The organism is Archangium minus (assembly GCF_044360475.1).
GTDB lineage: Bacteria > Myxococcota > Myxococcia > Myxococcales > Myxococcaceae > Archangium > Archangium minus.
In genome coordinates this window covers 226,197-251,323 of sequence record NZ_CP043494.1, presented here as the reverse complement: position 1 = coordinate 251,323, position 25,127 = coordinate 226,197, and the positions used below count along the sequence as shown (strand labels likewise).

Annotated in this window: 22 protein-coding genes; 13 read left to right on the top strand and 9 right to left on the bottom strand. The window is 66.6% G+C overall.

The window, feature by feature from the left end; genetic code table 11:
- Nucleotides 1-8: 8 nt before the first annotated feature.
- A complete protein-coding gene (locus F0U60_RS01150; protein WP_395813000.1) occupies nucleotides 9-1,334 on the top strand; it encodes a glycoside hydrolase family 16 protein in 1,326 nt (441 codons plus the stop codon).
- Nucleotides 1,335-1,545: 211 nt separating this feature from the next.
- Here F0U60_RS01150 and F0U60_RS01145 read toward each other — a convergent pair whose 3' ends face one another.
- A complete protein-coding gene (locus F0U60_RS01145) occupies nucleotides 1,546-1,974 on the bottom strand; it encodes a RidA family protein (RefSeq protein ID WP_395812998.1) in 429 nt (142 codons plus the stop codon).
- 303 nt (nucleotides 1,975-2,277) lie between these two features.
- Here F0U60_RS01145 and F0U60_RS01140 point away from each other — a divergent pair, with 303 nt between their 5' ends.
- Entirely contained in the window at nucleotides 2,278-4,158 is a 1,881-nt protein-coding gene (locus tag F0U60_RS01140; protein WP_395812996.1) for a cellulase family glycosylhydrolase, read from the top strand.
- Between the two features lie 27 nt (nucleotides 4,159-4,185).
- Here F0U60_RS01140 and F0U60_RS01135 read toward each other — a convergent pair whose 3' ends face one another.
- Entirely contained in the window at nucleotides 4,186-5,553 is a 1,368-nt protein-coding gene (locus F0U60_RS01135) for an MBL fold metallo-hydrolase (RefSeq protein ID WP_395812994.1), read from the bottom strand.
- A gap of 280 nt (nucleotides 5,554-5,833) precedes the next feature.
- On the bottom strand, nucleotides 5,834-6,910 hold the full coding sequence (locus tag F0U60_RS01130) for a hypothetical protein (RefSeq protein WP_395812992.1): 1,077 nt from the start codon (nucleotides 6,908-6,910) through the stop codon (nucleotides 5,834-5,836).
- A 262-nt stretch (nucleotides 6,911-7,172) separates the two neighbouring features.
- On the opposite strand from F0U60_RS01130, the gene F0U60_RS01125 reads away from it, so the two are divergent.
- A complete protein-coding gene (locus F0U60_RS01125; protein ID WP_395812990.1) occupies nucleotides 7,173-7,595 on the top strand; it encodes a hypothetical protein in 423 nt (140 codons plus the stop codon).
- A 2-nt stretch (nucleotides 7,596-7,597) separates the two neighbouring features.
- Complete coding sequence (locus F0U60_RS01120) at nucleotides 7,598-8,257, top strand: glutathione S-transferase family protein (RefSeq protein ID WP_395812988.1); 660 nt, start codon at nucleotides 7,598-7,600, stop codon at nucleotides 8,255-8,257.
- 78 nt (nucleotides 8,258-8,335) lie between these two features.
- Here F0U60_RS01120 and F0U60_RS01115 read toward each other — a convergent pair whose 3' ends face one another.
- The 4 genes from F0U60_RS01115 to F0U60_RS01100 all read right to left on the bottom strand — a co-directional run bounded on the left by F0U60_RS01115 (nucleotide 8,336) and on the right by F0U60_RS01100 (nucleotide 13,883).
- Complete coding sequence (locus F0U60_RS01115) at nucleotides 8,336-10,564, bottom strand: RCC1-like domain-containing protein (protein WP_395812986.1); 2,229 nt, start codon at nucleotides 10,562-10,564, stop codon at nucleotides 8,336-8,338.
- 489 nt (nucleotides 10,565-11,053) lie between these two features.
- A complete protein-coding gene (locus F0U60_RS01110; protein WP_395812984.1) occupies nucleotides 11,054-12,022 on the bottom strand; it encodes a hypothetical protein in 969 nt (322 codons plus the stop codon).
- 107 nt (nucleotides 12,023-12,129) lie between these two features.
- Complete coding sequence (locus F0U60_RS01105) at nucleotides 12,130-12,915, bottom strand: hypothetical protein (RefSeq protein WP_395812982.1); 786 nt, start codon at nucleotides 12,913-12,915, stop codon at nucleotides 12,130-12,132.
- Nucleotides 12,916-13,127: 212 nt separating this feature from the next.
- Entirely contained in the window at nucleotides 13,128-13,883 is a 756-nt protein-coding gene (locus tag F0U60_RS01100) for a DeoR/GlpR family DNA-binding transcription regulator (RefSeq protein WP_395812980.1), read from the bottom strand.
- 69 nt (nucleotides 13,884-13,952) lie between these two features.
- Between F0U60_RS01100 and F0U60_RS01095 the strand changes: the two genes are divergently transcribed.
- The 6 genes from F0U60_RS01095 to F0U60_RS01070 all read left to right on the top strand — a co-directional run bounded on the left by F0U60_RS01095 (nucleotide 13,953) and on the right by F0U60_RS01070 (nucleotide 18,597).
- Nucleotides 13,953-14,645: an HAD family hydrolase gene (locus F0U60_RS01095; RefSeq protein ID WP_395825921.1), complete on the top strand. Its 693-nt coding sequence runs from the start codon at nucleotides 13,953-13,955 to the stop codon at nucleotides 14,643-14,645.
- A 465-nt stretch (nucleotides 14,646-15,110) separates the two neighbouring features.
- A complete protein-coding gene (locus F0U60_RS01090; protein ID WP_395812978.1) occupies nucleotides 15,111-15,806 on the top strand; it encodes a helix-turn-helix transcriptional regulator in 696 nt (231 codons plus the stop codon).
- Nucleotides 15,807-15,852: 46 nt separating this feature from the next.
- A complete protein-coding gene (locus F0U60_RS01085) occupies nucleotides 15,853-16,227 on the top strand; it encodes a VOC family protein (protein WP_395812976.1) in 375 nt (124 codons plus the stop codon).
- A gap of 387 nt (nucleotides 16,228-16,614) precedes the next feature.
- Nucleotides 16,615-16,953 (top strand): hypothetical protein, encoded by a 339-nt coding sequence (locus tag F0U60_RS01080; RefSeq protein ID WP_395812974.1) that lies wholly within the window; start codon nucleotides 16,615-16,617, stop codon nucleotides 16,951-16,953.
- Between the two features lie 216 nt (nucleotides 16,954-17,169).
- Entirely contained in the window at nucleotides 17,170-17,625 is a 456-nt protein-coding gene (locus tag F0U60_RS01075) for a MarR family winged helix-turn-helix transcriptional regulator (protein WP_395812972.1), read from the top strand.
- Between the two features lie 87 nt (nucleotides 17,626-17,712).
- Nucleotides 17,713-18,597 carry a pirin family protein gene (locus F0U60_RS01070; protein WP_395812970.1) on the top strand — a complete coding sequence of 295 codons (885 nt, stop codon included), beginning with the start codon at nucleotides 17,713-17,715 and terminating at the stop codon, nucleotides 18,595-18,597.
- A gap of 113 nt (nucleotides 18,598-18,710) precedes the next feature.
- Here F0U60_RS01070 and F0U60_RS01065 read toward each other — a convergent pair whose 3' ends face one another.
- Nucleotides 18,711-20,000, bottom strand: coding sequence for an SGNH/GDSL hydrolase family protein (locus tag F0U60_RS01065; RefSeq protein ID WP_395812968.1), 1,290 nt, complete (start codon nucleotides 19,998-20,000; stop codon nucleotides 18,711-18,713).
- A 269-nt stretch (nucleotides 20,001-20,269) separates the two neighbouring features.
- Here F0U60_RS01065 and F0U60_RS01060 point away from each other — a divergent pair, with 269 nt between their 5' ends.
- The 3 genes from F0U60_RS01060 (at nucleotide 20,270) to F0U60_RS01050 (ending at nucleotide 23,987) form a co-directional block, all read left to right on the top strand.
- Nucleotides 20,270-21,973 (top strand): alpha-glucosidase, encoded by a 1,704-nt coding sequence (locus tag F0U60_RS01060; protein WP_395812966.1) that lies wholly within the window; start codon nucleotides 20,270-20,272, stop codon nucleotides 21,971-21,973.
- 273 nt (nucleotides 21,974-22,246) lie between these two features.
- Entirely contained in the window at nucleotides 22,247-23,227 is a 981-nt protein-coding gene (locus tag F0U60_RS01055; protein WP_395812964.1) for a DUF6310 domain-containing protein, read from the top strand.
- Nucleotide 23,228: 1 nt separating this feature from the next.
- Complete coding sequence (locus F0U60_RS01050) at nucleotides 23,229-23,987, top strand: DUF5953 family protein (RefSeq protein ID WP_395812962.1); 759 nt, start codon at nucleotides 23,229-23,231, stop codon at nucleotides 23,985-23,987.
- Nucleotides 23,988-24,032: 45 nt separating this feature from the next.
- On the opposite strand, the gene F0U60_RS01045 is transcribed toward F0U60_RS01050, so the two are convergent.
- On the bottom strand, nucleotides 24,033-25,055 hold the full coding sequence (locus F0U60_RS01045) for an NADP-dependent oxidoreductase (RefSeq protein ID WP_395812960.1): 1,023 nt from the start codon (nucleotides 25,053-25,055) through the stop codon (nucleotides 24,033-24,035).
- Nucleotides 25,056-25,127 lie beyond the last annotated feature (72 nt).

Here is a 25,127-nt window from a genome sequence, read left to right as displayed (position 1 = left end):
GGTCACCCATGCCATCCAGACACTCCTCACTCGCTCGCTTCTGGTGGACCGCCGCGCTCCTGACCGGAGCGCTGGGCTGCGTAGACGACGCGCCCTCGCAGCCGCTCGAGCCGCGGCGAGCGGAGCTCGCAGAGAGCAACCTCGTGAGCAATCCCTCCTTCGAGACCGGCACCGCGGGCTGGGCAAGCTGGCAGGGGACGCTCCTCCGTGAGACCTCGACGGCGGCGCCTGGCGGCAGCTACGTCGCGCGCGTCACGAGGAGCACCGGCACCCTCTACTCGCTGGATGACTCGCCGGACACGGTGCCGAGCGCCGTCGCGGGAACGAGGTATGAGGCCTCCGCCTCGGTTGCGGCCGGCAGCAGCAGCGCCGTCGGCAAGCCCCTGGTGATTGTGCTCCGCGAACGGAACGCCTCGGGCGCCATCGTGAGCGTCTGGGAGTCCGAGCCCGTGTCCCTGAAGACGACGTTCCAGACGCTTTCAGTCCAGGCCACGGTGCAGCAGACGGGCGACACGCTGGATGTGTACCTCCTCCAGGACAATGCCGTCGCGGGTGATGCCTTCCTCGCCGACGCGGTGAACCTGCAGAAGGTCTCGACCGAGCCTGTGCTCCTGTGGAGTGACGAGTTCGATGGGCCCGCCGGGAGCCTCCCGAATCCCGCGGTGTGGAACCTCGAGACAGGCGGCATGTGGGACCATGGCCGGACGCTCCAGCAGTACACCGCGCGCCCGGAGAACTGCCAGCTCGATGGCAACGGGCACCTGCGAATCATTGCCCGGCGCGAGCGCTACACGGGCGAGGACGGCGTGACCCGGGACTACACCTCCGCGCGCATCCAGACCCAGGGCCTGATGGAGCGCCGGTACGGCTACGTCGAGGTGCGGCTCAAGGCCCCCACCGGGAAGGGCACGTGGCCCGCGGCGTGGATGATGGGGAGCACGGGGGAGTGGCCGGCGAACGGCGAGTTCGACCTGTTCGAGGGCGAGGGGGATGCCCCGACGCAGGCGCACGGCACCTTGCACGCACCCGGACTCGCATACGGGTGGGACTCGAACGGGGGACTGGTCGACATGGCGCCCGCGAATGTCGGCGATGCCTGGCACACGTTCGGGATGTTCTGGGACTCGACGCGCGTGGAGTGGTACGTCGACCGCGTCAAGCGCATGACGTACACGAAGGGGTCCGGCGGGACCTGGGTCTTTGATCAGCCGAACTACGTGCTGCTCAACCTCGCGCTCGGCGACATCGGGGGAGATCCCTCGGGCACCACGTTCCCGCAGGTGCTCGAGGTGGACTACGTGCGCTGGTACGCGGCTCCACCCACCAGTCCCTGAGCCGGTCGCGCAGGCCACACGCGTCGCGCGCTGCCCCCGAAGGAACGACTCAACGTGAGCCCGCGTCTCCGCGTCCAGGATGAACAGCTGGGTGCCCCTCATCCCGCGCGTGAGGAGCACCCGGTAGACATTGCGCAGCTTGGTCGCGGCCTCCTCGCCGCTCGCCGCGCGGTGGGGAGCGCGTCCTCCTCGGGGTCGTGCCCCGGGAGCCTCATCGCGCGGGAAGGGCGGCCACCGCCTCGACCTCGAAGAGCATTCCATCGAGAGCCAGCCTCGGTACGGGGATCAACGTGCAGGTGGGCTTCGGTCCGTCTCCGAGCGCCTGCGCAAGCTCCGCCCCGAAAACCCGCAACTTCTCCTCGGTATGGTCCACCACGAGCACCGTAAGCTTGACGATATCGCTCGTCCGGGCTCCGGCGGCCGTCAGCGCCGTACTCAGGTTGCGAAAGGCTTGCCGAACCTGCAGCTGGAAATCCGGCTGGAGCGCACCCGCTTCGTTCTCACCTCCTTGCCCGGCGATATAGACGAGCTGTGTCCCAGGGGCGACCACCGCCAGGTGTGAATAACCATTGGGCGCTGGGTCGTAGAGGCCTGCCGGGTTCTTCAGCACAAACGAGGCACTCTGAGTCTGCTTTGACATGATGTTTCACTCCTTGGGGAAATGCTCGATAGCGCGCCCTGCGCCGCCATCCTCTCCGCACAAGCATCCTCTACCGGATGATACCGCGGCCTCGTTCCAGCGCTGCCGGGCGCGAGGACCGGTTCACCGCCGGAGACCTCATGGTGTAACCCGTCCGCTCGCGCGATGACATGCCGCCGTTGTCCGAGGCGCCCCACGGGGAATCGAAGCTGTCGCTGTCGGCTTCCTGACAGGCACATCGCGGGGCAGGGGCGGCCCCTCCTTCCGGCGGGGGTTACGTCGCCGCTGAGCTGCTACGTGAATATGAAACACTCTTACCTTCAGACGTGGGGGGTGACTTCGGTGAAGCGATCGGTGCTCTTCCTGGTGTTCTTGCTGATGTCGCTGGTGACGCCTGCCGGTGCGGCGGACCGCTTCTGGTTCGACGACGCAACGGTGCACGTCGCCGACGGTGCGTTCCGAGATCAGTACGGCCGTGAGGTGGTGCTGCGGGGGTTCAACGTCTCTGGCACGGCCAAGCTCGCCGAGTACCGGGGCCTGCCGTTCGCGAGCACGGCCGACGCCCGGTCCTCCGCTGCGGCGATGCGGCGGCTGACCGGCGCGAACTCGGTCCGCTTCCTGCTCACCTGGGCGTGGATCGAACCCGAGCCCCGCCGCATCGACATCGCCTACCTGGACAAGGTGGCCGAGCAGATCAGCGCGTTCACCGACCAGGGCATCCGCGTCCACCTGGACTTCCACCAGGACCTGTACTCGCGGTACCTGTTCAACCGCGACAGCTGGTACACCGGCGACGGTGCCCCGGAGTGGGTGGTGCGAGCGGGCGGCTACCCGCGCGAGTCATGCGGCCTGTGCTTCCACTGGGGCCAGAACATGAAGAACAACAACGCCGTCACCGCCGCCACCTATGACTTCTGGCACAACCGCGAGGTGACCACCTCCGCCGGGCCGATCCGCATCCGCGACGAGTTCCTATACGCGGCCGGCGAAGCGCTGGCGCGGGTGAAGTCGCGGCTGTCCGCCGACGCCTTCCGGCTCGTGGTGGGCGTTGATCCGCTCAACGAGCCCTACGCCGGCCGCTACGACTCCGGCCAGGACAGTATCGAGTGGGAGCGCGACCTGCTGTGGCCGTTCCACCAGCAGTTCCGGGCACGCATGGACCAGGTCGGCTGGGCGGACAAGCCCGCGTTCGTCGAGCCGCTGGTCTTCTGGAACCAGAACGTCGACTTCTTCGCCGAACCCGGCGGGTTCACCGACGTGCCGGCGCTCGGGCAGCGCTACGTGTTCAACACGCACTTCTACGACGGCAAGGCACAGTCTGGCGTGCTGATGCCCGGCAAGGCCAGCGACGGGCAGTACACCGGTGACTTCAACAAGATCCGCGACCGCGCGCGGGCCCTGGGCACGGCGGGCATCGTGACCGAGTACGGGCACCCGGTCGACGGCAACACCTCTGACAAGAAGTCCACCGTGCTCAAGGCCATGTACCAAGGCCTCGACTCGCGCCTGTCCGGCGCGCAGTGGTGGGCGTCGGCCGCGTCGTCCGGTCCGGTGCTGTCGGGCAGCCAGTGGCACTGGGACGTCAACTACGACCGGCACCACGAGCTGATGAACGACAACCCCAACAAGGTTCACACCGACGGAGACGCGATGAACGACGAGCACTTCTCCGCCGTGCACGTCGACGACAACGGCACCGCCGCCCTGACGGTGGATGAACGACTGGTAGACCGGCTGTTCCCGCGCGCCGTGGCGGGCACGACGGCGGCGTTCACCTACGAGGACCGGGCGCGCGACGGCAGCACCGTGCTGACGTGGAACAAGCTTCCCGACACGATGCCCGCGGTGCGCGCACTGGTTGGCACGGGGCAGTTCGGCGTGCTGGTGTGGCGGTCCAACGGCGGCACGGCGCCCACCGAACTCCACCTGCCCGCGTCGTTCGCGCCGGGCGCGACGACGGTGGTGAGCTCGCTCGGCTCGGTCAGGGGTGTGCCCGCGTACACCGGCGCCGAGTCGGTGGCTGCGGCGGCGGAACCGGGCGTCACGGGCGTGAACCGGCTCTTGCTCTCGACACGGGACTCCAAGCTCCACTTCGCGCTGGTGACCAACGGCGCGGGTAGCGCGTCATTGGAGGCAGCAAGGGCCGAACTGGCGGCGTGGGCGTCGGCCACGTTCGGCGGCTGACGCCCTCTGCCTTGGGACAGGAAATGGTTACGGAGCGAGCGCGCGATTGCGCAGCCGCTCCAGGGCCAGCCGGGGAGCCTGCACGAACCGGCGGCGGACGATGGAGGCGAGCAGGGACACCTTGCGGCGCACGTAGCCAAACTGCCCGCACAGCGTCATCACCACGTCGGCGCCCTCGGGACGGGCCTCCTTGAAGCGGCCGTTGACGAGCAGCGTGTCGAAGCCGAAGTCCTGGGCGAACGAGAAGCGCAGCGCCTCGCTCGACAGGATGACGTCCGCTTGCAGCATGCCGAGCGGCTGCACCTGCACGTCCTCCAGCAGGTCGACGACGATGAGGGAGCGGTGGTCGCTCAGCTCGAACACCGCGCGCGGCAGGCGCAGGCGCATGAGCGTGCGGTCCACCTGGGACACGCCGTTGCGCAGGCGCGCCAAGCCCGAGCGCACCGTGGCCACCACGTCCTCCAGCGGCACCGCGGCGCTCTTGCGCAGCGGCTTCTCGGCGCGGCGCACCGCCTCCACGGCGCCGTCCAGCTCCTTCGCGCGCGCGTCCGTGGCCACCACCGCCGCCTGCAGGCCCTCCGTGGACAGCTCCAGCGTGTCGCCGGGGCACAGCATGAGGGCGGGGAAGCCCTCCTCGCGCACGCGCGCCACCGCCATGGACGGCAGGTTTGCCCCGTCGTTCAGGTACGCGTTCTCCTCGTGCGAGAAGTACACGAAGGACGCGAAGGGCATCACGAAGCGCGGGCGCACGGTGCGCACCTGCATGGCCAGATGGTCCAGCTTACGCCGCGCCGCGTGCCGCCGCCGCTCCGTGTCGCCCGGGTTGCCCACCCAGTTGGCGTAGGAGAACTGCGTCGTCAGCAGGTCCACCTCGCCGGGCTTCACGCCCATGGCGTGCATCACGTCCTCCACCTCGGCGACGGACGTGTAATAGCAGTCGTTGAAGTTGAGGATGCGCAGCCCGCCCAGGTCCAGCAGGTGGCACGAGTCACCGTCGCGCGCCATCACCGTCGTGAGCGTCGCACCGTCACCCAGGTCCTTGCGCTCGCCCGAGCCCACCTCGATGACGCGGCCGTAGCCGTTGTTGCGCAGGAAGCCCACCACGCGCTTGTCGGCCGTCTCCTGGAAGAGCACCGTCAGCTCCGCCCGGCGCTCCGGCGGAATCGACTTCACGGCGGGGATGCTGAAGTGGTCTGGGTGCTCGTGGCTGAACCACAGGTGTGTCACCCGCTGCGGATCGAAGCGCTTCGCCGGCACGAGCTGGTCCCAGCCGTTGTCGAACGCCGCCCCGTCCACCCACGGGTCCACGACGAGATACATCGGCCCGCGCTCGATGACGTAACCGGCATGTCCGAGGAACTCCAGCTTCGCCCCAGTCTTCTCTGAACCCCTCATCTCTTCACGCTGACATACCGCTATCAAAAGGCCAAGCCCCCACGGGCCCCTTAGCGGTGGTTTGTGATTGTCAATTGCCTCAGGAGAGGGATGCGCAAGAATTGCGCGACGGCTCAGCGCGAAGAAGCGCGGCCCTGCTTCTTGATGAAGGCACAGGGCCCGCCAGACAACGACAACATGGCGCTACAGGCCACACAGCCCACTTGGGGTACACGCCTGCCCAGGCCCGGCTCGCCGCCTGAGCAACATCATGTTGCGCTGTTGCTCTCATTCCGTGGCATCAACGCTCGGTGCGCAGGATGACTTCATCGCCCGGGAAGAAGACTCCGGCGGTGCTTACCGCCAGCCGGCCGGTCACAGTGCGGTCGGGTACCAGCTTGACGGGGGCTCCTCCATCAAGCGGGCGCTTCCGGATGCCCTGTCCATCCTTGGATGGGTAGTAGAGCCATCCATCATGAACCGCCAGGCCCCGGGAATCATCGGGAAGCTCGTCGATGACCGTGAGGCCGCCCTGCCCCGGCTCGAGCGGAAGCCGGACCAGTGAGTACGAGGGCTCATCCCCGACACTCGTGAAGATTCCGTCCGGCGTGACGACCGTGGCCGAGGACATGAACGGACGGGCCCCATACTCCCTGCCCGGCCAGAGCACGACGTCTGTCGGAACGGCGGATGTGGCCGTGATGGGTACGCGGACCAGGGCGTTCTCGATGCCGGAGCCTGTCCGGTAGACTTCCATCCAGTACACATGGGTCGCGGTCGCCACCAGGTTGAACGCCGCCCAGCTGCGGGTCTCTGCGACCCGCTCGACAGTCCCCGAGCCGTCGAGCTTCAACCGGTAGAGTGAGGCGGGCTCATCCGGCCTGCCCCCCAACCAGTACACGTACGGTTCGGCCAGGACCAGGGTGCCATAATTGGACTTGTTCATCATGAATTGCCCATCGACCTCGGTGAGCTTCTCCTTCACGCCTCCCTTCTTGGGCACCCGCCAGAAGGACTGCACGTACTGGTAGCTGCCGGGCGCCCCGACGAAGTAACCGGCATCGGAGAAGTAGAGGTGGGTCGAGCCGACGACGAAGTCCGTTGTCGGCGCATCCGCGAGGAACGTCGGGTGCTCTTGAGGCTCCCTCACGCTCGCGCGGAACAGGGAGGCAGACACGGGCTCCGCCGTTGAATCCGATGAAGTCTTCGCGAGGAAGTAGACCGCCTCGTCGTCCGCCGCGAGCTGCTCGATGGTCGCTCCCTTGGGGAACCGTGTCAGGGTGAGGGGGTCACGCTCGGGAAGAGGCTTGGATTCTCCGCATGCTTCCAGACAGAGGACAAGCAATGCGCCGATGATGACTCGATGCAAGACGTTCATAGTGCTCCACCTGCGTTCGGGTACCTCGAGTGCCCGGGGCTGTTCGCTGCCATGTCGATACTACCGTGTCTCGCCTGAGCGTATCGCTCGGCTTCATCGCCAGGAGCAGGCACGTGGAGCTCCTTCGTGCAGTACCCACAAAGACTTGGGAGCGACCCTGCGGGTGCTGTTGGGTATCACCCTCTTGAGTGGCGAGGCCTGGTTGCGACGGCTGATTCAATCGCGCTAGACAGGTGTACATCCAATCGATGGGTTACCCTCCATGACAGACAAACAGGTCTTCCAGGACGCGTACTTCACCGTCCTCGTCGACGAGCAAAGGGGCATCGTCCGCACCGTTCGCAGCAGCACACCGTTCCCCTCGCTCGAGGAGCTCGGCGACATCTTCGCGCGGCTCGGTGACGCCCTGGATGCATTGGGGCGCTCGCGGTACGGACTGCTCGCCGACCTCCGGGCCGGCCCCGGCCGGAACGATCCCGAGTTCGAAATCGTCATGGAGCAGCGCCACCGCCCTCGTTGGATCGGCGGCTTCCGCAAGGTCGGCGTGCTCGTGCGCAGCACCGTGGGCGTGATGCAAATCCAACGTCATGCCCGAAGTGACGGCTTCGAACGGATGATCTCCAAGGATGAGGACGAGTTGCTGACGTACCTCACCGATGACGTTTCATCAGGTAAGAAAGGATGACAATGATTACCGTGACCGCGTTTCGCTGGGTGCCGCCCTTCGCCCAGGGGCTCGTGAGGGACCATCGGGTGCGCTGGGCACTCGAGGAGGTGGGCCTTCCCTATCAGGAGAAGTTGATTAGCGTCGGACCCGAGGATCAGGCCTCCGAGGCGTATCGCCGCCTCCAGCCCTTCGGGCAGGTGCCGGTCTACGAGGAGGATGGCCTGACGCTATTCGAGTCCGGCGCCATCGTGCTGCACATCGCGGAGAAGTCGGAGGTGCTGATGCCGCGCGAGCCCGCCGCCCGGGCACGCGCCATCACGTGGATGTTCGCGGCCCTGAACTCGATCGAGCCGCACATCCAGAACTTCACCGCCATTGACATCTTCTTCGCGAACGAGGAGTGGGCGAAGCTGCGTCGCCCGAGCGCCCTGCAGATGGCCGAGAAGCGGCTCGACGAGCTCGCCACGTGGATGAAGGGCCGGGAATGGCTCGAGGACCGGTTCACCGCCGGAGACCTCCTCATGGTGAGCGTGCTCCGCATCCTGCGTCACACGAACCTGGTCGCTGCCCGCCCGGAGCTCGAGGCCTACCGCCAGCGCGGCGAGGCCCGGCCCGCCTTCCAGAAGGCACTGGCCGACCAGCTGGCGCCGTTCGCGAAGTACGCGCCTCCGCGGACGTGAAGGCGGTACCCGCCCCTGGACTGCGCGGAGGGGCCGCCCCGCGTATCCGGGGCAACCCCACTCACTCAAGTCTTGTGCTCAATACAGCAGGGTGCGGACAGCGGTGGTCGCGTGCAAGGGGCTTCCACTGCCGAGCTGGCCATCGGAGTTGGAGCCCCAGGCCCACAGCGTTCCGTTGGAGCGCAGCGCCAGCGAGTGGGAATAGCCCGCGGCCACGGCCGTCACACCGCTCACGCCTTGCACCAGCATCGGGGTAGCGAGAGTGTCCGAGGTGGCATCCCCGAGCTGCCCGTAGTTGTTCTGGCCCCACGCCCAGGGGGAGCTGTCGGAGCCCGCCACCAGCGTGTGGGAATCGCCCGCGCTCACGGCCACGACCCCCGCCGGCCCTTGCACCTGGACTGGCTCGTAGCGAGTGCTCATGTAGCCGTCAGTGCCGTCCCCCACCTGGCCGTAGTAATTGTAGCCCCAGACCCACAGCGTCCCATTGGAGCTCAGCGCCATCGAGTGGGTACCACCCGCGGCCACGGCCACCACGTCGCTCACAGTCCACACCTTCACGGGCATGTAGGGGAGGCTGAACGGGCCGCCAACCCCCAGCTGACCGTAGTAGTGGGAGCCCCAGCCCCACACAGTGCCGTCGTTCCGCACCGCCAGCGAGTGGGAACCACCCGCGGCCACGGCCACCACCCCGCTCAGCATTGGCACCTGGACGGGCGGAGAGTTGCCGCTCGCATAGCCATCCACCTGACCGTCATAGTTGGAGCCCCAGGCCCACACGGTGCCGTCGTCCCGCACCGCCAGCGAGTGGTGACTACCCGCGGCCACGGCCACCACCCCGCTCAGTCCTTGCACCTGGGCGGGTGTAGCGCGATAGCCCGTGGTGCCATCCCCCAGCTGGGTGGAGGAATTGGAGCCCCAGGTCCACACGGTACCGTCGTTACGCAGTGCCAGCGAGTGGGAAACACCCGCGGCCACGGCCACCACCCCACTCAGGCCTTGCACCTGGACGGGCGTGGCGCGGTTGCTCGTGGTGCCATCCCCCAGTTGGCCAGAGGCGTTGTTGCCCCAGGCCCACACCGTGTTGTCCTGGCGCACAGCCAAGGAATGATAGGAGCCAGCGGCCAGGGCCACCACGCTCCCATTGATTCCCTGCACCTGAGCCGGTACGGCTCGCTTGCTCGGAGTGCCATCCCCCAGCTGACCGTTGACGTTGGAGCCCCAGCCCCACACGCTGCCGTCGCAGCTCACCGCCTGGGAGTAGAAACTGCCAGCGGCCACGGCCACGACCCCACTGAGTCCTTGCACCTGCACCGGAGCGGCGCGGGTGCTCTTGGTGCCATCCCCCAACTCGCCGTAGCCGTTATTGCCCCAGGCCCACACGGTGCCATTGGAGCGCAGCGCCAGCGAGTGGGAATAGCCCGCGGCCACGGCCACAGCCCCACTGAGTCCTTGCACCTGCACGGGTGCGGAGCGGCTGCTCGTGGTGCCATCCCCCAATTGGCTCCCGAAGTTGGAGCCCCAGGCCCAGACGGTGCCATCGCGGCGGATCGCCAGTGAGTGGGAAGAGCCAGCGGCCACGGCCACGACCTCAGTGAGTCCCTGCACCTGCACCGGTGCGGAGCGTTTGCTCGTGGTGCCATCCCCCAACTGGCCGTAGGAGTTTGCACCCCAGGCCCACACGGTGCCGTCGCCACGCAGCGCCAGTGAGTGGGAAGAGCCCGCGGCCAGGGCCACGACCTCAGTGAGTCCCTGAACCTGCACCGGTGCGGAGCGGCTGCTCGTGGAGCCATCCCCCAGCTCGCCGGAGGAGTTTGCGCCCCAGGCCCACACGGTGCCGTCAGCACTCAGCGCCAGCGAGTGGGAATAGCCCGCGGCCACGGCCTCCATGCCGTTCAGCCCTTGCACTTGGATGGGCGCGGAGCGGTTGCTCGTGGAGCCATCCCCCAACTGGCCGGAGGAGTTGGAGCCCCAGGCCCACACGGTGCCGTCGTTACGCACCGCCAACGAGTGGGAATTGCCCGCGGCGACGGTCACGGCTCCGTTCAGCTCCTGCACCTGCACCGGAACGGAGCCACCGGTCGTAGTGCCATTGCCCAGCTGGCCCGAGGCATTCGCACCTGCTGCCCAGACCGTGCCATCCGGGCGCACCGTCAGGGAATGATCCCCGCCCGTGGCGATACGGGCTCGCGCCTGACTGGCTCGCAGAGGAGCGCCGAGCGACTCCTGCTCCCCTGTTCCGCTAGGGGTCGTCTGCCCACAGCCGAGCACCAGCAATGCTCCGAGCCAGGCTCCCAGAGCCCAGCTCATTGACCCAGTTGAATTGTCTTTCATTGGCTTTCCTTGGATAAAATAGATGCTTCGAAGGCGATGTCCCACCCCTCGCGACCTTTCATGAGGCGGGGTCAGCCCGGTCAAGTTACATCACTGCCCTTCAAGATTTCGTTGAGTCCGGAGATAGAACGTTCAAGCCCATTATCGAATATCGCTGGGCGCGAATCGCTCCTTCTCCAAGAAACTGAGCTTGCTCGAATCTTTTACGGGCACTGGCCTTGTCGGCTGGGGCTGAGGGCCCATGTATAGCTCGTGCATACGAAGCCGGCTGCCTTCACGAAGAGTAGCGTTGTGCTCTGGCGCAACATTCACCTCGTGAGTACGGACGCGAACTTCAGCACGCTCCTGACCGACAACCTTGAAAGCCATTCAAGTCCAGTCGTTCAGGAGCCCCGAACCCCTCTCGTTGTTGGGGCCGGCGAAGCGAGTCAAACGCCTCTACCGGCGGCAGGGTTGGTGGTCCGCTCAGCGGCGCTTGCCGGCCTTCCGCTCGGGCCAGGCGAAGCTGTACTCGTGCTCCTCGCGCTCCTCCCGCACCTCGTCCTCCACCTGGAGCTTCGTCACATGAGCGGTGCGCACGCTGTAGGGACGCAGCGTGGCGCCGTCCGTCACAACCTCCACGGTGGAGACGCGGCGCGCCGACTTGAGCATCGCGTCGAAATCCGGCGGTGCCTTGCCCGGGGCGCTCGCGCCCTGAGCCATCTGCGCGACCATGCCCGCCATCGCCTTGCGGAATGGCTCGCCTTCGAGCACCGTCTCCAGCTCCAGGCGCACCGCGCCCTTGCGGTCCGCGTCCGGGCCCCGGTGGCGCACCGTCATCACGCTGTCCACCGACCCCGAGGGCAGCTGCATCGGTACCGTGCCCGAGCGCTCCTGGCCGGCGGCCAGGTCCAGGCCCGTCCACGCCCCCACCCACGCGTTCCAGAAGTCGCCCGCCTTCTGCTTCATCGCCTGGACCATCGCCGGCTGCGCGAGCACCTTGCGTATCTGCTCGCGCATGCCCTGCTCCTCGGGAACCAACGCGAGGCTGCGCTCCATGGTCTCCTCGAACCCCACGAGGTCCTCCACCTGGCCGTCGCTCGAGAGCACCAGCGTGGGGATGGCGCTGGCCAGCGCCGTGGCCGCCTTCAACCCCGGGGGCTGCTCGCCCTTCGTGACATCTCGCCCCTCCATCTCCAGGAACTGGAAGTTGTCGAGCTTCAGCTCGTATCCGCCGCCCTGACGTGCCGACAGCACCGCGTCGTAGCGCATGACCGCGCGTTTGCCCTTCTTGAGGGCTCGCTCGGTCACCGTCACCCGAGACGGCGTGGGCCACGCGAAGCGCAGCGCTGGCGCCGCGGCGGGAGCCTCCGCCTTCGGGGGGGCATCAGTGGGGCCGGCGAGGGTGGGGCCAGCCGTGAACAGCAGCGAGACCAGGGGGAGCGCGAAGCGCATCGTGACTTCCTTGGGTATGGAGTGAGCTCGCGTGTAGAGCCGGGCTTCAAGGGTGTCAAAGAATTCAAGCGAGCCGCGGACCGACACGCGCGGTCATGAGGCCTTGCTCACATGCAGGGAGCGCTGGGCTCGCAGGGGATGCGGACGACGACTTCGTAGGGGTTGGTGATCTTCGTGAACTGCTCGGTCTGCGTCCCGTCCGTGAACCGGATGAGACCGTAGCCCTTCGCGAACCACCACTCGTCCCCCGTCCCGGAGCCGCCCACGACCTTCAGCGAGAGGACGTCGTTGAAGGTGGTGGTCCCCAGCGTGCGCTGCCCGAGCAGGGTCGCCTGGATCTCACTGGAGGTCCAGCCCGCGTACTGGGCGTCGCACCAGCGCCCCTCCTGCGCGTTGTCGGTGGAGTTCGTCTTCCGCTCGACCCCCTGGATGTACTTCTGACCCGTGGAGACCTTCGCGCCATCGTCGATGAAGCGGGGGAAGTGCCGCCCGCCGCGCAGCCACTGGTTGTTCTCGTAGGTGAACAGCAGCATGCCCGCGATGTGGTTGTTGTCGGAGCAGCGCGACGTCCAGCTCGTGTCACGCACGAGGTAGATCCAGTTGGAGTCGTAGATCATCTGCTCGAAGTTCCAGATCTTCGAGGCGGAGTACGGATAGTCGATGGCGCCTTTGGTGATGAAGAACCCGTTGAGCCGCTCCCCCACGTTGCCACCACTGTTGGAGTAGGTCCGCCACGGATTGCCCTTGTCCGTGATGTTGGAAAACTTGATGCCCGTCGACGACGAGGGCCAGCCCGGCAGGATGTACGACAGCACGTCGATGCGCGTCGCCGCGTGCGCCGAGCCCGTGAGCATCACGCCCAACGTGAGCAGGCTTGCAATCACATTCCTCATGGTGTTCCCCCTCTCACTCGATTCCGAAATCGTGGTCTTGCCAGAACCCTGGCGAAACGAGTGAAGGCGGTTGATGAGACAAAGTCAACACAATGCCGCCAGCCGGCGCATTCGTGAGGGCCGGGGCGCTGAGACAAGAATGTCACATGAGCGGTGGGGCCAGGGGTGCGCGGGACGAGCCCCGTGCTCTGGTTTAGCCCTGGCCAGCTCGCTCAGCCCCGCACGAGCTCAATGCCCGCATGCGTGAGGGATTGGAGAACCTCGTCCGGTGCGGCGCTGTCCGTCACCAGTCGGTCTACAAGCGAGAGCGGCCCGATGAGGTAGGGCGAGGTGGTGCCCAGCTTCTCGCCCGCGGCGACCACCATGACCTCCGCGGCCGCCCCCACCATGGCGCGTTTGACCTCGGCGTCCTCATGAGCGAAGGCGCCCAGGCCGATGTCCGGGTGCACGCTCGCCGCCCCTAACACGCACAGGTCCGCGCGGATCCGCCGGTAGCCGTCCACTGTCTCGGCGCCCACCATGGCCTGCGCCTCCTTGAGCAGCCGTCCCCCCAGCACGATGACCTCCACCGTCGGATGCTCCGCCAGGACCGCGGCCACCGGCAGGCTGTGGGTGATGACGGTCAGCGCTAAATCCCGCGGCACCTGCGTCGCAACCGCCCTGGCCGTGGTCCCCGCATCGAAGAACACCACCTGCCCGGCTCGTAGGAAGCGCGCCGCGGTGGCGGCGATGGCGCTCTTGGCCTCCACCGACTCGCTCCGCCGTCCCGAGTAGGTGGGCGCGATGGGCGTCCGGGGAACCGCCCCCCCATAGACACGCCGCAGCAGCCCCTCCTCGGCGAGCTCCCGCAGGTCTCGGCGCACCGTGTCCTCCGACACGCCGAACTCGGCTGCCAGGGCGCTCGCCACCACCCGCTGGTCGCTCGCCAGGGTCTCCAGAATCCTCCTGCGCCGCTCCTCGGTGAGCATTCGTTTGACCTCCCACCTTCCTCATTCGGGCTTGAAGTCGCCGAATCGTGCATGTTACCTCCTGTGACTATGCACGATTCGGCAACAACAGGCACGCAGAAGTCGCACATCTACCCCTTCGCCGCGGTCCTGTTCGACCTGGACGGCGTCATCATCGACACAATGGAGTTGCATTACCGGGTGTGGGACGAGTTCGCGCGCGCACGCGGCTACGTCCCGAGCGAGGCCGAACTGCTCGCCACCAATGGGCGTCGCGCCGAGGACGTGCTGCAGGCCTGGTTCGGCGAGGGACGGACCAAGGCGGAGGTGGCCGCCCTGGTGCACGAGCGAGAGACGCTGTTCAACCGAACGCTCGAGACCGCGCCGGTGTCCGCGGTGCCCGGCGTGCGGGAGTTCCTCGAAGCCCTGCGGCGTGCGGGAGTACCCCGGGCGGTAGGGACGAGCGCGATGCCCATGAACGCCGAGCTCGCCCTGTCACGCCTGGGCCTGCTGGAGATGTTCGAGGCGCGGGTGACGGCGGCGGATGTCGTCCAGGGCAAGCCCCACCCCGAGGTGTACCTGAAAGCGGCCTCGGCGCTGGGGGTGCCGCCCACCGAGTGCCTCGTGGTCGAGGACGCCGTGCTCGGGGTCCGTGCCGCCCGAGCCGCTGGCGCCAGGTGCCTTGCATTGACCACCTCGTTCCCCCGCGACGTCCTGCTCAGGGAAGAGCCGCAGTGGCTCGCGGAGGACTTCCGAACGCTGCCCTCTCCTGTCGCCCTTTGAGAGAAGCCCGGAGGCTACGGACGTACCCCCCAGGACCAACAGCTCCCCGCGTACCAGCCGCCAGAGCCATCGGAGTGGGTCCAATAGCTCTGGGACTGGTCCGCGTTGTCACAGCAACGAACCCAGGTCGGGTAATACGGGTCACCGCTGCCGAGCGCACGACAAACAGAGGGAATATCCACTGTGAACTGGGTGCTGGCAACGCTGGTATAGCCGTTATCGAGCAGGAAGCGGAACTCGTAGACGCTTTCAGTGGTTGGCGCTGTGAAAGTGATTGAGCCGGAGGTCCCCAGCGACACGTACCCCCACTGGCTATACGACGTGTTGGGAGCTGCTGGCGTATACATGCCAACCCAATCGTCCGAACCATGAGACTCAGGCGCCTGCCAGGAGACGAACAGCCAACGCGAGTGTCGCACAAAGCCACTCGAAACGGAGTGCGCCTATTGCGCTACCCTCCCCTCCATGTCCCGAGCCGCCCGTCTGCTTGAGCTCCTCCAGTTGCTGCGCCGCCACCGTGCGCCGATCACCGGCCCGGCGCTAGCCGAGGAGCTCGGCATCTCCCTCCGCACCCTCTATCGCGACATCGCGACGCTGCAGGCACAGGGCGCCCATATCCAGGGAGAGCCGGGCCTCGGTTACGTGCTCCGCCCCGGCTTCACCCTCCCGCCCTTGATGTTCTCGGCCGACGAGCTCGAGGCCTTGGTGCTCGGTTCGCGCTGGGTCGCGATGCGGGGCGATGCGCGGCTCGGGGCCGCGGCGGGTAACGCCGTGGCAAAAATCCGTGCCGTCCTGCCTGACGACCTCCGCGAGAGCGTCGATGCCGCCACCCTCACCGTGCCGATGTTCCGCGGCGAGCCGGTCGCCATTGATGCCGCGGTGATCCGCGAGGCGATCCGCAAGGAGCAGAAGCTCCTCATCACCTACCGCGACAATGACGGCGCCCACACGACCCGTACCCTCTGGCCACTGCTGATCGGCTTCTTCGACAAGGTGCTGGTGCTCGCGGCCTGGTGCGAGCTCCGGCAGGATTACCGCGCCTTCCGTGTCGACCGCATCCTGTCAGTTGAGCCCAAGGACGAGCGCTATCCGCGCCGCCGTGCCGTGCTGGTCAAGGAGTGGCGGGCCAGGCAGAACCTTCCCGCTACTGCCGGAAACTGACAGTCGCAAGGTGCAAACCCTCTCCATCCACCCGATGGAGATGCCCATGCGTACCCTCAACTACCTGCTGCTGGCCGTCCGAGATCCGCTCAAGAGCGCCGAGCTCTATTCGAAGCTCCTCGGCCGCGAGCCGGTCGAGAAGACCAAGACCTTCGTTCTCTATGTCCTGCCGACCGGCTTGAAAATCGGCCTCTGGCTTGCCGACGAGGTGGAGCCGACACCGAAGCCCGCCGGAGGCATCGAGCTCTCGTTCAGCGAAGAGAGTCAGGACGCCGTCCGCGCGACCTATGCCGAGTGGACCAGGCTCGGCCTCAAGGTGGTGCAGGAGCCCACCGACATGGATTTTGGCTTCACCTTCGTGGTCGAGGACCCGGACGGGCATCGCCTCCGGCCCTTCGTCCTCGCCAACAATCCACGCTAGTTACCGCGAGCTCGTGCAGGACGGGCTGCTTTCAACAGCACGCCCTTCACCCCATCCATTCGATTGAAGCTGTAGCCTGACAAACAACAACCCCTCTCAAACCGGGGACCCATTTGAATCTGTAGCCTGACAAGCAACAACCCCTCTCAACTGACAAGAGTTGATTAAATATTTCGCAGCGTGTACAAGCCAGACAGTTCCCGTCTGTGGGGAAACCATGGGAGCCGGACGAATCCATCCTGGCACTCCGACGATCGCCAGGCGCAGCGTCGCGGCACGTCCCCAGGTCGTTCGAAGTAGCGGTCCAGGCCCAGCACCTCGTCTTCGGGGTGTTGGGTCGGCAGTCAATCACCAGCGTCTCACCCACTCACCAAGGAGCATGCACGCATGAGCACCGCACGAATTCTGGTTGTCATGGCCGCAGTGGTTGGACTCGTCGGTTGTGGCAACGCGACGGGGGATGGAACCACCGTGGATCGCTTCACGCCGGGGGCGCAGCAGCCGCAGTCCTTCCACCCGGACTCCCCGGAGCTGGCGAAGCACGACTCCGCCGCGGAGCAGGAAGCGTCCTCGACTCAGTCCACGGAGATCATCCAGGGCCCCGTGCTCGATAACGACACTGGCATCGGCGGCGGCAACATCAGCTGTTCGTCGCGGGATGGGAAGAAGGACTGCTACTGCTCGAACGGCTGCTGCCGCGATGAGACGAGCTGCAGGTGCTGCTAAAGCCAGGCTCCCTTCTCGAATGAAAAAGCCCTGTGGCGTCCCACCAGGACGCCCGGGGCTTTTTCTTTGATAGCACCCACCATCCAGCGCGGGAGCTTCTGGACCGGGGAGAAAAGCGAGCGATCGGGCCGTCGCCCCCAGAGGGACCCAAGGGCCCCCTCTTGCGCCCGCGCCCGCTCCTTGTTAGTTCCAGTACGAACCTTTCGGGACTGAACGATGCCGACGCACTACAAGGGCAGCGCGAGGGAGACCCGGGCGCTCGACACGTTCGTCAAGCTGACCCGAGCGGTGGAGACGCTGGGCAGCCACCTGCAGCGGCAACTCGCCAGCCAGGGGATGACGCCGCCCCAGCTCGCGGTGCTGGAGGCCCTCCTGCACCTCGGGCCCATGAGCCAGGGCGAGCTAGGCCGCAAGCTGCTGCGCAGCAACCCCAACATGACCGCGGTGCTCGACAACCTGGAGCGCAACGGGTGGATACAGCGCGAGCGCAGCCCAGAGGATCGCCGGGTGGTGGTGGTGAGCCTCACCCCGAAGGGCCGGAGCCTCATCGAGAAGGTGTTCCCGGCCCATGCCGCCCACATCGCGGCGCTGATGGGGGCCCTCACCGCCGAGGAGCAGGAGCAGCTCGGCGCGCTCTGCAAGAAGCTGGGGCTCTCCCTGTCCGGGGACTGAGCGGCACGAGGCCCCGCAACGAAGTTTCCGCTCGCGCATTTAGTTCCAGTACGAACCATTCAGGTTCGAACCAAATTGGAGGCAGTCATGTCCCAGGGAAAGAGCACGCGTTCCGTCGTGAAGGTAGTGCAGGCAGTGCAGACGCTGGAGGGCGAGGGCTTCCTGGTGCGCCGACCCTTCCCCATTCCGGGCTTCATGCAGTTCGACCCATTTCTCCTGCTGGATGAGATGGGGCCGGTGGAGCTGCCGCCGGGCGAGGCGAAGGGCGCGCCGGACCATCCCCACCGGGGGTTCGAGACGGTGAGCTACATCCTGGAGGGGCGGCATCAGCACCGGGACTCGGCGGGCCACGCCGGAGAGCTCGGTCCGGGGGACGTGCAGTGGATGACGGCGGGAGCGGGGGTGGTGCACTCGGAGATGCCGGCGCGCGAGTTCGCCGAGAAGGGCGGGCGCATGCATGGCTTCCAGGTCTGGGTGAACCTGCCCCGGCGCGACAAGATGATGGCGCCGCGCTACCAGGAGATTCCTGCCGGGCGCATCCCAGTGGCCTCGACGCCGGATGGCCGGGTCCGGGTGAAGGTCATCGCGGGCGAGTCGCTCGGCGTACGCGCGGTCATCGACACGCGCACGCCCATCCAATACCTGCACTTCACGCTCGAGCCGGGAGGCCGCATTGAGCAGCCGGTGCCCCGGGACCACAACGCCTTCGCCTATGTCTTTGAGGGCGAGGGGACCTTCGGCCCCGAGGCCACACCCGTGGTGGACGGGCAGGCGGTGCTGTTCGCCAATGACGCGGACTCGGTGGTGCTGGCAAACACGGGGACTGCGCCGCTCCAGCTCCTGCTCCTGTCCGGAGTCCCGCTGCGAGAGCCCATGGTGCGCTATGGGCCCTTCGTGATGAACACCCAGACGGAGATCATCCAGGCGTTCGAGGACTACCAGAGCGGGCGCATGGGCCGCATCCGGCCCTGAGTCACGGGGTCAGCGCTCGAAACGTCCGAGCTGCTCTCCCGGGGTGGTAGTCCCCGCCCTGGGGGAGCACCTCTGCGGCGAGCGCCTCCCTGCGAACCAGCTGTCAAAGGCTGTCAGGGCTGCACTTTGAGCAGGCGAATGTCCACCGCATTCGCTATGGCCTCGGCGCCCTCGTCACTCGGGTGCAGGTGGTCGCCGCTATCATAGGCTGGCAACAGGGCCAGGGGATTGGCTGGATCGCGCAAGGCCAGGTCGAAGTCAACCACACCATCGACTGTCGTGTTGGCGCGTACCCAGGCATTGAAGGCCTGACGCTTGGCTTCGCCCTCCTCCGAGTAATAGGGCACACCGCCGGCATCTGCCCCCTTCCAGGGCAGCAGCGTCCCCAGCAGCACCTTGATCCCCCTGACCTTGGCCTTGTCGATCAGCGACTGCGTGCCCGCGGTCATCTGCTCGACCGTCACGGCCTGCTCCGGAATGAAGGCCCCCGCGCCAATGTCATTGATGCCCAGCAGGAAGATCACATGGGTGACGCCGGTCTGGCCCAGCACGTCTCGCTCGAAGCGGGTGACGCCACTGGGCCCCAAACCGTCGTTGAGTATCCGGCCGCCTGAAATGCCCGCATTCAAGACGCTGACGGTGCCCGCACTCCCATCCGGTTGCAGGCGACGCGACAGGTAGTCGGGCCACCGGCGAGCGGTGTCCGGGGTAGTGCCCACCCCATCCGTGATGGAATCACCGAAGGCCACCACCACGTTGGCCCTGGCGCTGCTCCGCACATCAGCGCCCGAGATGAAGTAGTACGAGCTGCGTGTTTCAGCACCCGAGAGGGTTTCGGTGGACAGGGCATTGCCTGCGACCACGTAGTGGGTCTGCAGGCCATACGCGTGCACCGTGGACACGGCGGTTTCAGAGGCAAGAAACAGGCTCACCGCCAGCGCCTCCCCTGCCCCCACCTTCAGCTCCGAGGCATCACTCCACAGCTCGCCGCCCGCCGGAATCGTCACGGAAGCGTTCCCGTTGAAACGCAGCTCGGTGTCCGAGGCCGGTTGGATGCTGGAGCCGCCCGCGCTGAGCGCAATGCGTGCCCCATCGATCTTGAGCGGGCTCGTACCGAACAGGTTGGTGAAGCGTACGCGGACTTGATCGCCACCGATCGAGGTCCGCAGGGCTTGTCGGATCGTCTGGTGGTTGAAGAAGCTGGGCGGTGGAGGGACCGGGAACGGCTCGTTGTGGTCCTGCGGCGAAGCGCTCCAGCTTCCGTACCAGTGGGTGACCTTGTCGTCATCCTCGCATGCGGTGAGCACGCTTGCCGCCAGGGTTGCCGCGAGAGCGCCTCTCAGGAGATTGCGGCGCGTGAGGGTGAACCAGGCCAGACGTCGATCCATCCATGCATGTTTCATGATCATCACCAGGGGTTTCTGTCGGGGGAGGCTTAGCGCGATCTAGCAGCTTTTCGACCCTGCATCGGACCTGGAGCAAGCTCCTCTTGTGGATGGCTTCTCGTTGTGTGCACCGGCGCACGCGGACGTGCAGGGCAGGACGAGTGGGTCCTGGAATGCTGAGCACGCGTTCCCAATAGCCCAGTGGGAGACTCGCGCGGGTTCATCCCCGTGCGGGAAGTGCCGCGCCTTGGTAGAGCTGTCGCGGCACTTCCTACTCGGAGACGAACATGACGACCCCCAACGCGCCCCACATCCCCTGGTGGAAAGACGCCATCGTCTACCAGATCTACCCTCGCAGCTTTCAGGACAGCAACGGGGATGGGATCGGCGACCTGCGCGGCATCATCCGGCGGCTCGACTACCTCAAGCGGCTCGGAGTGGACGTCCTCTGGCTGTCGCCCATCTTCGCCTCTCCCAACGATGACAACGGCTACGACATCTCCGACTACCGCGCCATCATGTCCGAGTTCGGCACCATGGCCGACTTCGACGAACTCCTGCGCGAGGTCCACGCGCGCGGCTTGAAGCTCATGCTCGACCTCGTCGTGAACCACACCAGCGACGAGCATCCCTGGTTCGTCGAGTCCCGAGCGGACCCACGCTCCGACAAACGCGACTACTACATCTGGAGGAAGGGTCGGAATGGTCAACCGCCCACCCGCTGGCAGTCATACTTCAGCGGCTCCGTCTGGGAGAAGGACGAGCGCAGCGGGGAGTACTACCTGCACCTCTTCAGCCGCAAGCAACCCGACCTGAACTGGGAGAACCCCCGGGTGCGGCGCGAGGTGCACGACATGATGCGCTTCTGGCTCGACAAGGGCGTGGACGGGTGGCGCATGGACACCATCAACATGCTCAGCAAGCACCCCGACTTCCCCGAGGGCCGGCCCCTCCCCGGGACGAACCTGACCGATGGCCAGCCACACTTCCTGAACGGCCCGCGCATCCACGAGTTCCTCCAGGAGATGCACCGCGAGGTGCTCTCCCACTACGACGTGATGACGGTCGGCGAGACGCCCGGTGTGTCACCCGCGGAGAGCGCGTTGTACTGCGGCTTCGAGCGCGGCGAGCTGAACATGGTCTTCCACTTCGAGCACGTCTTCCTCGGCGACGATGCCGCCGAGCGCGGCAAGTGGAGCAACCCACCGCTGACCCTGCCAGCCATCAAGCGCGTGCTGGCGAGCTGGCAGACGGGATTGCATGGCCGTGGCTGGAACAGCCTGTACTGGGACAATCACGACCAGCCGCGCGCCGTGTCCCGCTTCGGGCACGACCGGGAGTACCGAGTGGAGAGCGCGAAGCTGCTGTGCACCGTGCTGCTGTTCATGCAGGGGACGCCCTACATCTACCAGGGTCAGGAGCTCGGGATGACCAACGTGTCCTTCGAGAGCATCGACCACTACAAGGACATCGAGACCCTCAATGCCTACAAGATGCTGCGCGACGAGCACGGCTGGGACGACGCGCGCATCCTCGCGAGCGTGCACGCTCGGGGGCGGGACAACGCCCGCACGCCCATGCACTGGTCCGGGGGAGCCAACGCGGGCTTCACCGAAGGCACCCCGTGGATCGCCCTGAACCCCAACTACCCGGACATCAACGCCGAGGCCGCCGAGGCAGACCCGAACTCCGTCTGGCACCACTATCGGGACACCATCGCGCTGCGTAAGTCCCTGCCGGTCGTACGGGACGGCACCTTCACCCTCCTGGATGCCGAGCATCCCACCGTCTTCAGTTACGTCCGGCAGGACGCACACACCCGGGTGCTCGTGGTCGGGCACTTCTGCGACCGGCCAGGCGTGTACCGGATTCCCAGTGAGTTCGTCGACGGGGAGGTGCTCAGCAACAACTACCCCACCCAGGAGCTCGCGCAGGAGTTGCAGTTGCGGCCCTACCAGGCGCTGGTCATTCGCGCTCGCAGAAAATCCTAAGCCAGTTGGACAGTGGTATTCCCCCTGTGCTTGAGGAGTGGCGTAAGGTGGGCTCCACGGCTCCCCTTCCCAAAGTCCGGCAGGCGTGGACTCCCTCCTCGGAGCCGAAGCTGGAGTGAGAAGCCATGCCGGAGCGTGACAAGAGACCACCGCCATACTGTGAGGACAGCATGGGCGAGTTGGCGCGCTCGCCGACCACCTCCAGTAGCGAGCCTGCCCCTCGCTTGATGAAAGGACGTGACGATGCGCTTGCGAACTTGGAGCGCACTCCTGGTGCTGCTCACCGCCTGCGCTAGCGCGCCCGCCCCGCAGTCGATGCCACAGCCCCACGCCTTCGCGTCGACTTCCACTTCGGGCCCACGCATCCGGCTCGTTTCCGCGCCGATGGAGCCGACACCGGCTCGGTCGTGGATTGGAAAGGCGGACCTGGACAAGGCCAGGGCACTGTTGTCTCGGGCGCGCAAAGACATCGAGCCGCGTCAGTGGGAACAGTTGGACCGCAAGCTCACCGCAGCGGAACGGGCCTTCGAGCGCTTCTCCCGCGCCGCGAGGACGAGCGGGCAAGCCGCTAAGGTGGTGAGGGGAGCCGAGGGCCTCGCCCAGGCTGGACGCGCAAGCGAGGCCCCTTTAGCGCTCTCCAGGGTGGGCCCGGTGCTCGTGGCCCTCGTCCTGCTCTGGCCCTCCAGCACCGCCGGGCCGGAGTCTGACAGCCGCCCGCCCTGGGTCGACGCTCAACGGGAGTTTGAGGCACGGCTGCGGGACGTCTCGGAGTCCTCGCGGCAACTCATGGTGGAACTTGAGGCCCAGCCTCGTGCGACGAAAGCACCGGCCCGGGAGCCGTCACCGCGAAAGCTGCCCGCGACCACCCTCTCCCAGGAAGAAGACGACCCGCGATGCAAGCCCATCCCCTTGCCGCGCCACCGTGGCGGGCATGACCCGCACAACGAATGCGCCGACAAGATGCCGGGCAACACCTTCCCTGGTGGGGATGTGTACGTGAATGGGAAGAACTTCGACGCGCTGCAACTGGCCACGCGCACGCTCTGGGAGGTCAAAACGGATGACTTTGAGAAACAACCGCCTCGCTCGCAGCAGTTCTTCGTCGAAATGAAGTTGCCGGAAATACAGCGAGAACGAAGGCTTGCCGAGGAATGTGGCTTCAAATTTGTCGTCGGCGTTCGTAGCGAAGCACACAAAGCAGCTCTGTTCCGAGCAGACCCCAGCCTTGATGTAGCAGTCATGAATTGGTGTTGAAATGTCAGACACAGAGAATTCCCTCACCCTCAATGTCTACGCGCCTTCGCTCATGAATCATGATGAGCGCAGACTCGCCATCGTTCATGGAATGGAACGAGCTTTCCCTGGTTTGCACCTGGGATGGACGATGTCCAAGGAAGAGGGACTCGTCTCTTTGCCCCAACGAGATGAGTGGGTCGAAAGAGAGAGAACAGATGGGGACTTCCCGTTCCTCTGTAATGACGATGACAACCATGTCGTGACGCTAGGCGGATGGGAAATCCCGGCGGGCCGTTATCCGGGCGCCCAGCCGCAGCTTCAAATCCATGCGATGTTGCCGCTGGAGGAAGCCGCTATCGCTGCCGCGGGGGGTGTATTGGCAGGTGTGGCAGAGGGTGCACAGGCTTTGTGGGGACATATAACGCCGGGAAACGTGATGCTTGTCATTGCGGAGCAGATGGGGCCGAAGATGTATGGGCCACCAAAGCCACCACGGGGGCTGCCAGTGCTCAAGCTCCCAAACGCCATCCCCGCGCCCGAGATTCCACATTGTCTCGGGTGGCTGAACTACTGGTCGGAAGCTTCCGCACGGGCCATCGGCTTTCCGGATCCCGCCCGCGACGCGGAGCTGCTTTCGCGCTCATGGAGTACCGCGACGGGCGGGTGGGTTGTCCGGCTCACCGAGGCTCCGCTCGACCTGGACAACCCCGCGCACCTGGACGCGCTGAAGCGGGCCTACGAACGCTTCCCCGAGATTGGCGGGCGCTCCACCCCTTGAGGCCAGGCACGGCTCGAAGTGGCCAGGCCCGCGCAGGCGCAGGGCCTACTCCTGGCCCACCCGCACCAGCGCGCGTCCGAAGTTCGTCCCGTGGAAGAGGCCCGCGAAGAGGCGCGGCGCGGCCTCCAATCCCTCTTCCACGTGCTCGCGGTAGCGCAGCGTTCCGTCACTCACCCCTCGCCGCAGCTCCGCGCGCGCCTCCGCGAAGCGCTCGGCGTAGTCGTACACCACGAAGCCCTCCATCCTCAGCCGGTGGGTGATGAAGAAGGGCGTATTCTTCACCCCCGCGCGCCGCTCGGGTGGCACGCCGTAATCGGCCACCAGGCCCGACACCACCACCCGCCCCCGCATCGCCATGCACGGCAGCGCCGCGTCCAGGACGGCCCCGCCCACGTTGTCCAGGAAGACCCCCACGCCCCCGGGACACGCCCGGCGGATCGCCGCCTCCAGGTCCGGCTCGGCCCGGTAGTCGATGGCCGCGTCGAAGCCCAGCTCGTCCAACAACCAGCGGCACTTGACCGGCCCCCCCGCGATTCCCACCACGCGCGCGCCCTGCCGCTTCGCGAGCTGTCCGGAGAGGGAACCCACTGCTCCCGCCGCCGAGGACACCAGCACCGTCTCCCCCGCGCGAGGCCTGCCCAGCTCCAGGATGCCGAACCAGGCCGTCAGCCCTGGGATGCCGAACACCCCCAGCTCCGCGGAGACCGGCCAGGCCCCCGCCTCCACCTTGCGCACCGTGCGCGCCCCCACCACGGCGTGCTCGCGCCAGCCCCACGCCCCCACCACCCTGTCTCCCGGGGCGAAGCCCTCGTGACGCGACTCGAGCACCTCGCCCACCGCCGCGCCCGTCATGGGCTCCCCGAGCCCAAGCGGCGGCGCGTACGAGGCCACTCCGCCCAAGCGCGAGAGGGCTCCTGGATCCACCGACGCATACAACGTCCTCACCCGCAGCTCGCCCTCACCCGGGGGCGGAAGCTGAACGGTCTCCAGGCGGAAGTCCTCCTCCTGGGGCAGCTCACGGATGTAGCGGGCCAGGACCCATTGGCGGCTCAGAACTGTAGAAGGCAATACCCACCTCAAATCCGTGTCGGCTGCTGGAGCAACACAAGCTACAGCGGTACGGCCGCCTACGTCATCTAC